The 12519-nt window shown below is 60.4% G+C and carries 13 protein-coding genes; all 13 read left to right on the forward strand.

Annotation, left to right across the window (positions count from 1 at the left end):
* Window positions 1-8: 8 nt before the first annotated feature.
* The 13 genes from hscB (at window position 9) to der (ending at window position 12375) form a co-directional block, all read left to right on the forward strand.
* Window positions 9-530: a co-chaperone HscB gene (gene hscB / locus ACU680_RS00925; RefSeq protein ID WP_003227901.1), complete on the forward strand. Its 522-nt coding sequence runs from the start codon at window positions 9-11 to the stop codon at window positions 528-530.
* A 51-nt stretch (window positions 531-581) separates the two neighbouring features.
* The gene (gene hscA, locus ACU680_RS00930; protein WP_003227899.1) at window positions 582-2447 is read left to right on the forward strand and encodes a Fe-S protein assembly chaperone HscA; all 1866 of its coding nucleotides are present in this window, start codon (window positions 582-584) and stop codon (window positions 2445-2447) included.
* Window positions 2447-2788 (forward strand): ISC system 2Fe-2S type ferredoxin, encoded by a 342-nt coding sequence (gene fdx, locus ACU680_RS00935; protein ID WP_003227897.1) that lies wholly within the window; start codon window positions 2447-2449, stop codon window positions 2786-2788. Before hscA ends, fdx begins: the two co-directional genes overlap by 1 nt.
* A gap of 14 nt (window positions 2789-2802) precedes the next feature.
* Entirely contained in the window at window positions 2803-3003 is a 201-nt protein-coding gene (gene iscX, locus ACU680_RS00940; RefSeq protein ID WP_103520545.1) for a Fe-S cluster assembly protein IscX, read from the forward strand.
* A gap of 87 nt (window positions 3004-3090) precedes the next feature.
* A complete protein-coding gene (gene ndk / locus ACU680_RS00945) occupies window positions 3091-3516 on the forward strand; it encodes a nucleoside-diphosphate kinase (RefSeq protein WP_003227894.1) in 426 nt (141 codons plus the stop codon).
* A gap of 28 nt (window positions 3517-3544) precedes the next feature.
* A complete protein-coding gene (gene rlmN, locus ACU680_RS00950) occupies window positions 3545-4693 on the forward strand; it encodes a dual-specificity RNA methyltransferase RlmN (protein ID WP_003227893.1) in 1149 nt (382 codons plus the stop codon).
* Between the two features lie 12 nt (window positions 4694-4705).
* Complete coding sequence (pilW, locus tag ACU680_RS00955) at window positions 4706-5464, forward strand: type IV pilus biogenesis/stability protein PilW (RefSeq protein WP_123588542.1); 759 nt, start codon at window positions 4706-4708, stop codon at window positions 5462-5464.
* Entirely contained in the window at window positions 5464-6501 is a 1038-nt protein-coding gene (locus ACU680_RS00960) for a RodZ domain-containing protein (RefSeq protein ID WP_448178412.1), read from the forward strand. Before pilW ends, ACU680_RS00960 begins: the two co-directional genes overlap by 1 nt.
* A 3-nt stretch (window positions 6502-6504) precedes the next feature.
* On the forward strand, window positions 6505-7614 hold the full coding sequence (gene ispG / locus ACU680_RS00965; RefSeq protein WP_007964434.1) for a flavodoxin-dependent (E)-4-hydroxy-3-methylbut-2-enyl-diphosphate synthase: 1110 nt from the start codon (window positions 6505-6507) through the stop codon (window positions 7612-7614).
* Window positions 7615-7650: 36 nt separating this feature from the next.
* The gene (hisS, locus tag ACU680_RS00970) at window positions 7651-8940 is read left to right on the forward strand and encodes a histidine--tRNA ligase (protein WP_007964435.1); all 1290 of its coding nucleotides are present in this window, start codon (window positions 7651-7653) and stop codon (window positions 8938-8940) included.
* 41 nt (window positions 8941-8981) lie between these two features.
* On the forward strand, window positions 8982-9623 hold the full coding sequence (locus ACU680_RS00975) for a tetratricopeptide repeat protein (RefSeq protein ID WP_007964436.1): 642 nt from the start codon (window positions 8982-8984) through the stop codon (window positions 9621-9623).
* Window positions 9616-10767: an outer membrane protein assembly factor BamB gene (gene bamB, locus ACU680_RS00980; RefSeq protein WP_247842103.1), complete on the forward strand. Its 1152-nt coding sequence runs from the start codon at window positions 9616-9618 to the stop codon at window positions 10765-10767. The genes ACU680_RS00975 and bamB overlap by 8 nt, the downstream gene beginning before the upstream one ends.
* A 135-nt stretch (window positions 10768-10902) precedes the next feature.
* Window positions 10903-12375 carry a ribosome biogenesis GTPase Der gene (gene der / locus ACU680_RS00985; protein ID WP_003227884.1) on the forward strand — a complete coding sequence of 491 codons (1473 nt, stop codon included), beginning with the start codon at window positions 10903-10905 and terminating at the stop codon, window positions 12373-12375.
* The last annotated feature ends 144 nt before the right edge of the window (window positions 12376-12519 follow it).

A 12519-nucleotide genomic window follows, 5' to 3' on the forward strand; every position in this document is an offset into this window, starting at 1 on the left:
GGCTTGTCGTGGGTATTCCTTGTCATTTCGCTTTATTCGAGCTGCAACCGAGCTTTCGTCTGGATCTCGAGCAGTTGGCCACGCGCTACCGTGAATTGGCGCGCGGCGTTCATCCTGACCGCTTTGCCGACGCTTCCGAGCGCGAGCAGCGCTCGGCGCTCGAGCAGTCTGCACGGCTCAACGACGCGTATCAGACGCTCAAGAGTCCTGCCCAGCGTGCACGTTACCTGCTGACCATCAGCGGGCATGAAGTGCCGATGGAAGTCACGGTTCATGATCCCGAGTTTCTTCTGCAGCAGATGCAATGGCGCGAAGAGCTCGAAGATCTTCAGGACAGTGCCGACCTCGACGGTGTCGCGGTGTTCAAGCGTCGCCTGAAGGTGGCTCAGGAACAGTTGAACGAAAGCTTCGCAGCCTGTTGGGATGATGCAGCGCAACGCGAACAGGCCGAACGCCTGATGCGGCGCATGCAGTTCCTCGACAAGCTCACCTACGAAGTGCGCCAGTTAGAAGAGCGCCTCGACGATTAACCCAGTGCCGCTCCGGTCGCACGCCTGATATACAGATAAGTCCTGATCACGATGGCCCTACTGCAGATCGCCGAACCCGGCCAAAGTCCTCAACCGCACCAGCGTCGTCTGGCTGTGGGGATCGACTTGGGCACTACCAATTCGCTGGTCGCTGCGTTGCGCAGTGGTCTTTCCGAACCACTGGCCGACGCTGACGGGCAGGTCATCCTGCCGTCCGCCGTGCGTTACCACGCCGACCGCGTCGAGGTTGGCGAGTCGGCCAAACTGGCCGCGTCCTCCGACCCGTTGAACACTGTGCTGTCGGTCAAGCGCCTGATGGGCCGTGGTCTGTCCGACGTCAAGCAATTGGGCGAGCAACTGCCGTACCGCTTTGTCGGCGGCGAATCGCACATGCCGTTCATCGACACCGTGCAAGGCCCGAAAAGCCCGGTCGAAGTCTCTGCCGATATCCTCAAGGTTTTGCGTCAGCGTGCTGAAGCGACCCTGGGTGGCGAGCTGGTCGGTGCGGTGATCACCGTTCCGGCGTATTTCGACGATGCGCAGCGCCAAGCCACCAAGGATGCGGCGAAACTCGCCGGTCTGAACGTGCTGCGTCTGCTCAACGAGCCGACCGCTGCCGCCGTGGCGTATGGTCTGGATCAACACGCCGAAGGTCTGGTCGCAATCTATGACCTGGGCGGCGGAACCTTCGATATTTCGATTCTGCGTCTGACTGGCGGTGTGTTCGAAGTGCTCGCCACTGGCGGCGACAGCGCCTTGGGCGGCGATGACTTCGATCACGCGATTGCTGGCTGGATCATCGAGAGCGCCGGCCTGTCTGCCGATCTCGACCCGGGCGCACAACGCAATCTGCTGCAAACCGCCTGCGCGGCCAAAGAAGCCCTGACCGATGCGGCCAGCGTTGAAGTCGCCTACGGGGACTGGAAGGCGCAACTGACCCGCGAAGCCTTCGATGCGCTGATCGAGCCGATGGTCGCCCGCAGCCTGAAAGCCTGCCGCCGCGCCGTGCGTGATTCCGGTATCGAACTGGAAGACGTGCACGCTGTTGTCATGGTCGGCGGTTCGACCCGTGTGCCGCGCGTTCGCGAAGCGGTCGCCGAAGCCTTTGGTCGTCAGCCATTGACGGAAATCGACCCGGATCAAGTGGTGGCCATCGGGGCCGCGATCCAGGCCGATACCTTGGCGGGCAACAAGCGTGATGGCGGCGAACTGCTGCTGCTCGACGTGATTCCACTGTCCCTTGGACTGGAAACCATGGGCGGGCTGATGGAGAAGGTGATTCCGCGCAACACCACCATCCCGGTCGCCCGTGCGCAGGATTTCACTACGTATAAAGACGGTCAGTCGGCCATGGCGATCCATGTGCTGCAGGGTGAGCGTGAGCTGATCAGCGACTGCCGCTCCCTGGCGCGCTTCGAACTGCGCGGCATTCCGGCGATGGTGGCCGGTGCGGCGAAGATTCGCGTGACCTTCCAGGTCGATGCCGACGGTCTGCTCAGCGTGTCTGCCCGTGAACTGGGTTCGGGCGTTGAGGCGAGCATTCAGGTCAAGCCGTCCTACGGCCTGACCGACGGCGAAATCGCCAAGATGCTCAAGGACTCGTTCCAGCACGCCAATGACGACAAGGTCGCCCGTGTCCTGCGTGAACAGCAGGTCGATGCCCAGCGCCTGATCGAAGCGGTGCAGGGCGCTCTGGAGGCCGATGGCGAGCGTTTGCTCGACGCCGAAGAGCGCATGGTCATCGAACTGCAGATGCAGGAACTGGCCGAACTGATGAAAGGCACCGATGGTTACGCCATCGAGCAGCAGACCAAGCGTCTGTCGCAAGTGACCGATGCTTTTGCTGCCCGCCGCATGGATCTGACGGTGAAAGCCGCTCTGTCGGGGCGCAATCTGAATGAAATCGAGGATATCTGATGCCGCAGGTCATTTTTCTGCCCCACGAGAAGTTCTGCCCTGAAGGCATGGTTGTCGAGGCCGAGCCCGGCACTTCGATTCTCGATCTGGCCCACGAACACCACATCGAGATGGAAAGCGCCTGCGGCGGCGTCTGCGCCTGCACCACTTGTCACTGCATCATCCGCGAGGGTTTCGACTCGCTGGAAGAGGCGGACGAGCTGGAAGAAGACTTCCTTGATCGCGCCTGGGGCCTGGAGGCGCAATCGCGTCTGGCCTGTCAGGCTATCGTCGGTGAAGAAGACATCACCGTCGAGATTCCGAAATATTCGCTTAACCATGCGGCCGAAGCGCCGCACTGACTGGTAAGACTGTCATGAGCTACGGTTGGAATGATGTTCAACGTATTGCAGAAGAGCTGGCCGAGGCCCACGAGGGGCTCGATCCGTACTCTGTAGGTTTCGTCCGTCTGCAGCATATGATCGAGGAACTGCCTGACTTCGATAAGACTTCTGGCCGCGTTGGCGAGAAGGTACTGGAAAGGGTTCAGGAGCTTTGGGCCGCAGAATTGGACTGATCGTCTCGCAGGTTAGGCAATACCCAAGAACCCGCGTATAATTCGCGGGTTTAATTTTTCGCAAATTACCGTTTCTGGAGTTACACCATGGCTGTTCAACGTACTTTCTCCATCATCAAGCCTGACGCCGTTGCTAAAGGCGCTGCCGGCGAAATCGTTACCCGTTTCGAAAAGGCTGGTCTGAAAGTGGTTGCTTCGAAAATGAAGCAGCTGTCCAAAGCCGAAGCTGAAGGCTTCTACGCTGAGCACAAAGAGCGCGGTTTCTTCGGTGACCTGGTTGCGTTCATGATCTCCGGCCCGGTTGTTGTTCAGGTTCTGGAAGGCGAAAACGCTATCGCTCGCAACCGTGAGCTGATGGGCGCTACCAACCCTAAAGAAGCTGCTGCCGGCACCATCCGTGCTGACTTCGCCGAGTCGATCGACGCCAACGCCGTTCACGGTTCGGACTCCGAAGCCGCTGCTGCTCGCGAAATCTCGTACTTCTTCGCAGCTACTGAAGTAACCACTCGCTAAGCATTGCTTGAAGAGTGAAGGTGAATCCATGACTACATCGACTGTTAAAACAAACCTGCTGGGTCTGACCCAGCCGGAAATGGAAAAATTCTTCGACTCAATCGGGGAGAAGCGTTTCCGTGCCGGTCAGGTAATGAAATGGATTCACCACTTTGGCGTCGATGATTTCGACGCCATGACGAACGTCAGCAAGGCCTTGCGCGACAAGCTCAAGGCTATTGCTGAAGTCCGTGGTCCCGAAGTGGTCAGCGAGGACATTTCCAGCGACGGCACCCGTAAGTGGGTGGTGCGCGTGGCGTCCGGCAGCTGTGTCGAGACCGTCTACATTCCCCAGGGCAAACGCGGCACTCTGTGCGTTTCGTCCCAGGCAGGCTGTGCCCTGGACTGCAGTTTCTGCTCCACCGGCAAGCAAGGCTTCAACAGCAACCTCACCGCCGCCGAAGTCATCGGTCAGGTGTGGATTGCCAACAAATCCTTCGGCAGTGTTCCCGCCACCATCGACCGCGCCATCACCAACGTGGTGATGATGGGCATGGGCGAACCGCTGCTGAACTTCGACAACGTCGTGGCCGCCATGCATCTGATGATGGATGACCTGGGCTACGGGATCTCCAAGCGCCGCGTGACCCTGTCCACGTCGGGTGTGGTGCCGATGATCGATGAGCTGGCCAAGCACATCGACGTCTCCCTGGCGTTGTCCCTGCACGCACCGAATGACGCATTGCGTAACCAATTGGTGCCGATCAACAAGAAATATCCGCTTAAGATGCTGCTCGAGTCGTGCCAGCGCTACATGTCCGCCCTGGGCGAGAAACGTGTGCTGACCATCGAGTACACCTTGCTCAAGGACGTCAACGACAAGCTTGAGCATGCGGTGGAAATGATCGAGCTGCTCAAAGACATTCCGTGCAAGATCAACCTGATTCCGTTCAACCCGTTCCCGCATTCCGGTTACGAGCGGCCGAGCAACAACGCCATTCGTCGGTTCCAGGATCAGTTGCATCAGGCCGGTTTCAACGTCACTGTGCGCACCACCCGTGGTGAGGACATCGACGCGGCATGCGGTCAATTGGTAGGGCAGGTGCTGGATCGCACCCGTCGCAGCGAACGTTACATCGCCGTGCGCGAGTTGAGCGCCGACAGCGATCTGGCACAGAACGCCGCGAACACTAACTAAGAGAGGATCTCTATGTCCCTGCGCTTTGCGCTGCTGTTGCTGATGGCCAGCCTGTGTGCTGGTTGTGTCCTGTCGGGTGACTACAACCCGATGAAGACCAGCAAGGGCCGCGACGAAGCGCGTGCCGCCTACGTGCAGCTGGGACTGGGATACTTGCAGCAAGGGATGACCGAGCGCGCCAAGGTGCCGCTGAAGAAGGCGCTGGAGCTGGACGGCTCCGATCCTGATGCCAACGCCGCCCTCGGCCTCGTGTTCCAGGCCGAAATGGAGCCGAAGCTGGCCGACGAACATTTCCGCAAAGCCCTGGCCTCGCGTCCCACCGATGCACGAATCCTCAATAACTACGGCAGTTTTCTCTACGAAGAACAGCGTTACAAGGAAGCCTACGAGCGTTTTGAGCAGGCAGCCGCCGATACCCTGTATCCTGAGCGTTCTCGAGTCTTCGAGAACCTCGGCATGACCGCTTCAAAGCTCGGGCAGCGGGATCTGGCGCAGCAGCAACTGGAAAAAGCCCTGCGGCTGAACCGTCAACAACCGCGCGCTTTGCTGGAAATGGCTGAGTTGTCCTTCGAAGACAGGCATTATGTGCCCGCGCGTGACTATTACGACCGTTTCAGCCTGCTAACCGAGCAAAATGCACGTAGTCTATTGCTCGGCGTTCGGCTGGCAAAAGTGTTTGAAGATCGCGACAAGGCCGCCAGTTATGGCCTGCAATTAAAACGACTCTATCCCGGTACGCCGGAATATCAGCAATACCTGTCGGAGCAATGATGAAAGCGGCGCATCCCGAAGTTGTAGCAGCGACTCGCGTTAATCCCGGTGAGACTTTGCGCCAGGCCCGCGAAAGCAATGGCTGGTCGCTGGCCGAAGTGGCCCTCAAGCTCAACCTCACCGTGACTTCCCTGAGCAATCTTGAAGCCGGCGCTTTCGACAAGCTGCCGGGGCATACCTTCGCTCGCGGTTACATTCGCGCCTATGCCAAGTTGCTCGGCATGGACCAGACCGTTCTGGTCCAGCAATTCGACCAGTCCACCGGCACCGACTCCCAGGGCAGCAATGTGCATGCGCTGGGTCGTATCGAGGAGCCTGTGCGGGTTTCCCACACTATTCTGCGCATCGTCAGCCTGTTGTTGCTGATTGCGGTCATTGGCGGCGGTTTCGTCTGGTGGCAGGATCAGACCTCGCTGCGCAACAAGGAAGTGACCAGCCTGGCCCCGGAGCACGTTGAAGTCGAAGGCGCCGACGGCACCACGCAGATTCACCCGATCGACGAGCCGGAAGACCAGGCCGTGGCCGAAGGTCAGGCCGAGGGCGCGACGGCTCTGGCGCTGCCACAAGCGGAAACCACCGCTGAATCGACCGGTGCCGAGCCTGCCGCTCCGGCAACCGCTCCAGCCGCCCCGGCCGCGACTACGCCAGCCGCCCCGGCTCACACGCCGGCCCCGGTTGTCGCCAACCCGGCCACCCCTGCACCAAACGTTCCCGCCACACCCGCGCCGACCGTCACCGCTCCAGTGGTCGCGGCCACCCCTGCGCCAAGCGCCGAAGCAGCTGTTCCAGCGGCCGGCGACGGCCAGGTGCAACTGCAGTTCAGCGCTGATTGCTGGGCACAGGTGACCGACGGTCGCGGCAAGGTGCTGTTCAGCGGTCTGAAACATAAAGGCGACAGCGTTTCGGTTTCCGGCAAACCGCCACTGGCGGTGCGCTTGGGTGTGGCTCGCGCCGCACAGGTCAGCTACAACGGCCAACCGGTCGATATCGCTCCGTTCACCAGTGGCGAGACTGCTCGCCTGAAGTTGGGTCAATAAGTCATGCACGGCGAATCTCCAATCAAACGTCGCGTTTCGCGCAAGATCTGGGTCGGTAACGTGCCTGTTGGCGGCGATGCGCCTATCGCTGTGCAGAGCATGACCAACAGCGACACCAATGATGTTGCCGCCACCGTCGCGCAGATCAATCGTCTGGAAGCCGCCGGCGTCGACATCGTCCGCGTTTCGGTACCGGACATGGACGCCGCCGAGGCGTTCGGCAGGATCAAGCAACTGGTCAAAGTGCCACTGGTTGCCGACATCCACTTCGACTACAAGATCGCGCTGCGCGTCGCCGAACTGGGTGTGGACTGCCTGCGCATCAACCCGGGCAACATCGGTCGTGAAGACCGGGTGCGCGCCGTGGTCGATGCCGCCCGTGATCGCGGGATTCCGATCCGCATCGGCGTCAACGCCGGTTCCCTGGAAAAAGACCTGCAGAAGAAATACGGCGAACCTACTCCGGCGGCACTGGTCGAGTCCGCGCTGCGTCACGTCGAGCACCTCGAGCGCCTGAATTTCCAGGACTTCAAGGTCAGCGTGAAAGCTTCCGACGTGTTCATGGCCGTCGAAGCCTACCGTCTGCTGGCGAAAGAAATCGTCCAGCCGCTGCACCTGGGCATCACCGAAGCCGGTGGTTTGCGTTCGGGCACAGTGAAATCCGCCGTGGGCCTAGGTATGCTGCTCGCCGAGGGGATTGGCGATACTATCCGCATCTCGCTGGCTGCCGATCCGGTCGAGGAAGTGAAGGTCGGTTACGACATTCTCAAGTCTTTGCATTTGCGTTCCCGTGGCATCAACTTCATCGCCTGCCCGAGCTGCTCGCGGCAGAACTTCGATGTGGTCAAGACCATGAACGAGCTGGAAGGGCGCCTTGAAGACCTGCTGGTGCCGCTGGATGTCGCGGTGATCGGTTGCGTGGTCAACGGCCCCGGCGAAGCCAAGGAAGCCCATATCGGCTTGACCGGCGGCACGCCAAACCTGATTTACATCGACGGCAAGCCGTCGCAGAAACTGACGAATGACAATCTGGTGGATGAGCTGGAAAAGCTGATCCGCGAGAAGGCGGCCGAGAAGGTCGAAGCTGACGCAGCGGTCATCGCGCGCGGCTGAGCCTGACCGAAAGCCGAACGAATTTAAGGATTTAAAGTGAGCAAGTCTCTGCAAGCCATTCGTGGCATGAACGACATCCTGCCCGAACAGACCCCGCTGTGGCGTTATTTCGAGGGCACTGTCGCGCGTCTGCTGGATAACTACGGTTACAAGCAGATCCGCATGCCGATCGTCGAATTCACCGAGCTGTTCAAGCGCTCGATCGGTGAAGTGACCGACATCGTCGAAAAAGAGATGTACACCTTCGAAGACCGCAACGGCGATTCCCTGACCCTGCGTCCGGAAGGCACTGCGGCGTGCGTGCGTGCGGTGCTCGAGCACGGCATCACCGGCGGTGGCCAGGTGCAGAAACTCTGGTACATCGGCCCGATGTTCCGCCACGAGCGTCCGCAGAAAGGCCGTTATCGCCAGTTCCACCAGATCGGTCTGGAGGTGTTCAACCTCGACGGTCCGGACATCGATGCCGAGCTGATCATCATGACCTGGCGCCTGTGGGGCGAGCTGGGTATCCGTGATGCGGTCAAGCTCGAGCTCAACAGCCTGGGCACCAGCGAATCCCGTGGTCGCTATCGTGAAGCGCTGGTCGAGTACCTCTCGGCGCACCACGACAAGCTCGACGAAGACAGCCAGCGTCGCCTGAAAACCAACCCGCTGCGCGTGCTCGACACCAAAAATGCCGACACTCAGGCGGTACTGGTCGATGCGCCGAAGATGGCCGACTACCTGGACGACGAATCCCGTGCGCACTTCGAAGGTCTGAAGGCGCGTCTGGACGCGGTTGGCATCCCGTACGTGCTCAACCCGAAACTGGTGCGCGGCCTCGATTACTACAGCAAAACCGTATTCGAATGGGTCACCGACAAGCTCGGCGCCCAGGGCACGGTCTGCGCGGGCGGTCGTTACGACGGTCTGGTCGAGCAGATGGGCGGCAAGCCGACTACCGGCGTGGGTTTCGCCATGGGCATCGAGCGTCTGGTGTTGATGCTCGAAACCCTGGAGCAGATCCCGGAAGAAATCTCCCGTCAGGTCGACGTGTACCTCTGCGCCTTTGGCGAGCAAGCCGAACTGGCCGGTCTGGCCCTGGCCGAGCGTGTACGTGACCAGCTTCCAAACCTGCGTCTGCAAGTCAATGCCGGCGCCGGCAGCTTCAAAAGCCAGTTCAAGAAAGCCGACAAGAGCGGTGCGCTGTATGCACTGATCCTGGGTGACGACGAAATGGCCCAGCAAGTGGTAGGTTTCAAACCCCTGCGTGGCCAGGGTGAACAACAAAGCATTGCCTGGGATGCGCTCGCCGCTCACCTGGCCACCTGCGTCGTGCAGGGTTGAAGCTGTCTAAACAGCCGATTTAGCGATTAAGGAGTATTGGGGTGTCGAGTACCGAAGACGAACAGTTGGCGGATTTGAAGGACTGGTGGACACGCAACGGCAAACCTCTGGTCACCGGCGGCCTGTTGGCGCTGGTCATCGTGTTCGGCTGGCAGGCTTTTCACAAGTATCAGAGCAACCAGTCGCAAGGCGCCTCGGTGCTCTATCAGCAACTGCTGGAAACCACGCTGACCCCAGACGGCAAGCCTGACGCTGCCCGCGTTGCGGATCTGGCCGGCAAGCTCAACAGCGAATTCGGCGGCACCGCGTACGCGCAGTACGGCAGCCTGTTCGTGGCCAAAGTAGCGGTCGACAGCGGCAAGCTGGACGACGCTGCGACTGAACTCAAAGCCATCGTTGCCAAACCGGCCAACCCGGCGCTGGGCGAAATCGCCCGTCAGCGTCTGGCGCAGGTGCTGGGTGCGCAGAACAAGGCCGACGAAGCCCTGAAGCTGCTCGACGGCGATGCCGACAAGGCGTTCCTGGCCACTCGCGAAGAACTCAAGGGTGATCTGCTGGTTCAGCTGGGTCGTACCGACGAGGCGAACACCGCGTATCAAAAAGCCAAGGCGGCACTGTCGGATGAAGCGGCAGTCGGTGGCCTTCAAATCAAGCTCGACGACCTGGCCAAAGGGGATGCGTGACGTGATCCGTTGGAAGCATGCAGCATTGCTGGCTCTGGCCATTCTGGCCGCGGGTTGCAGCAGCAACAGCAAAAAAGAACTGCCACCGGCCGAGCTGACCGACTTCAAAGAAGAAGTGGTTCTGCAAAAGCAGTGGAGCCGTTCGATCGGTGACGGTCAGGGCGAAACCTACAACATGCTGGTGCCGGCGATCGATGGTGACACCATCTACGCGGCCGATGTGACCGGCGTGCTGATGGCCATGGATCGCAGCAATGGCGACGTGAAGTGGAAAAAGGATCTTGAACTGCCTGTCTCCGGCGCCGTTGGCGTAGGTTACGGTCTGGTCACGATCGGTACCCTCAAGGGTGAAATCGTTGCCCTCGACGCCATCAACGGCGAAGAGAAGTGGCGCGCCCGGGTTTCCAGCGAAGTCCTCGCTCCGCCGGCCAACAACGGTGACGTCGTAGTGGTCCAGACTCAGGACGATCGCCTGATCGGCCTGGATGCGGCCACCGGCAACCGTCGCTGGACCTACGACAGTACCCCTGCGGTCCTGACCCTGCGCGGCACCAGCGCACCCGTCGTGACCAACCGCCTCGCGGTGGCTGGCCTGTCGACCGGTAAAGTGGTTGCCCTGGACATTTCCAACGGCGTGCCGGTCTGGGAGCAGCGCGTTGCGATTCCAACCGGTCGTTCGGAACTGGAGCGCGTGGTCGACATCGACGGCGGTCTGCTGCTGTCCGGCGAAACGCTGTACGTAGCCAGCTATCAGGGCCGCGTCGCGGCACTCGATCTGCAAAGCGGCCGTCAACTCTGGCAGCGCGATGCGTCGAGCTATGCCGGTGTCGCCCAAGGTTTCGGCAACGTCTACGTGAGCCTGTCTTCGGGCACCGTTGAAGGCGTTGACGAGCGTTCGACCACCGCGCTGTGGAGCAACGACTCGCTGGCTCGCCGCCAACTGTCGGCTCCGGAAGTGTTCTCCAGCTACGTAGCCGTCGGTGACCTGGAAGGTTACCTGCACCTGTTGAGCCAGGTGGACGGTCGTTTTGTGGGTCGTGAGCGTATCGACAGTGACGGCCTGCGTGCCCGTCCGCTGGTGGTGGGCAACACGATCTATGTGTATGGCAACAGCGGCAAACTGGAAGCCCTGACCATCAAGTAACAACTATGCTTGGGGTTAACCCCCAAGCGGCCCCGGATTTCCGGGGCTTGCAGCGCTAACCGGCGTTGCCCCGAGCACCAGCCGCTGCCTCGCAGCGGCTTTTGTATTTTCTGAAATAACGAAGTGGAGAGCCGCATGGTTCCCGTAATCGCCCTGGTGGGCCGACCGAACGTCGGCAAATCCACCTTGTTCAACCGCCTGACCAGGACGCGTGACGCCATCGTTGGCGACTTGTCCGGTCTGACCCGTGATCGCCAGTACGGTGAGGCCAAGTGGCAAGGGCGTTCCTACATTCTGATCGACACCGGCGGTATCTCCGGTGACGAACACGGTATGGACGAAAAAATGGCCGAGCAGTCGCTGCTGGCCATTGAAGAAGCGGATGTTGTGCTGTTTCTGGTAGATGCCAAGGCCGGTTTCACCGCCGCCGACCAGATGATCGCCGAACACTTGCGCAAGCGTAACAAGCGTTCCCACGTGGTTGCCAACAAGGTCGACAACATCGACCCGGAAATGGCCCGCGCTGAATTCGCCCCGCTGGGCATGGGCCACGCGATCCCGATCGCCGGTGCTCATGGGCGTGGTATCACTCAACTGCTGGAAGCGGCACTGAGCGATTTCCCGCGTGACGAAGACGAGCCGCAGGAAGGCGAAGAGGAAGAGATCGTCGCCGAAGGCGAGGAAGCCAAGCGCATTCCTGGCCCGAGCGAAAAAGACGGGATCAAGATCGCCATCATCGGCCGTCCGAACGTCGGCAAGTCGACCCTGGTCAACCGCATGCTCGGTGAAGACCGCGTCATCGTCTACGACCAGCCCGGCACTACCCGCGACAGTATCTACATCCCGTTCGAGCGTAACGACGAGAAGTACACGCTGATCGACACCGCCGGTGTGCGCAAGCGCGGCAAGATTCACGAAGAAGTCGAAAAATTCTCCGTGGTCAAAACCCTGCAGGCGATCAAAGACGCCAACGTGGTGATCTTCGTGATGGACGCCCGCGAAGGCGTGGTCGATCACGACCTCAACCTGCTGGGCTTCGCCCTTGAAGCAGGTCGTGCGCTGGTGATCGCGATCAACAAATGGGACGGCATGACCCCGAGCGAGCGCGACTACGTCAAGGTCGAGCTGCAGCGTCGTCTGTTCTTTGTCGACTTCGCCGATATTCACTTCATCTCGGCGCTGCACGGTACAGGCGTGGGCAACCTCTACGCCTCGGTGCAGAACTCGTTCAAGTCCGCGGTCACCCGTTGGCCGACCAGCCGCCTGACGCAGATTCTCGAAGACGCGGTCAGCGAGCACCAGCCGCCGATGGTCAACAGCCGCCGGATCAAGCTGCGTTACGCTCACTTGGGTGGCGCGAACCCGCCGATCATCGTGATCCACGGTAACCAGATCGAGAAAGTGCCGAAGTCGTATGTGCGCTATCTGGAGAACACTTACCGCCGTGTGCTGAAGCTGGTCGGTACGCCGATCCGCATCGAGTTCAAAGGTGGCGAGAACCCGTACGAAGGCAACAAGAACACGCTGACCGACCGCCAGGTCAACAAGAAGCGTCGCTTGATGTCGCACAACAAGAAAGCCAGCAAGAAGCGCCGCGACAAGAAGTGATCAGGTTGTAGGAATGCTCAACCGCTTCTGTAGGAGCTGGCGAAGCCTGCGATCTTTTGACTTTGCTTTGAAGGCAAGATCAAAAGATCGCAGCCTGCGGCAGCTCCTACAGGGTTCGGCGATAAAGAAGGGTGCTCAGTTGAG

The sequence above is a fragment of the Pseudomonas sp. LF020 genome, from assembly GCF_053456425.1.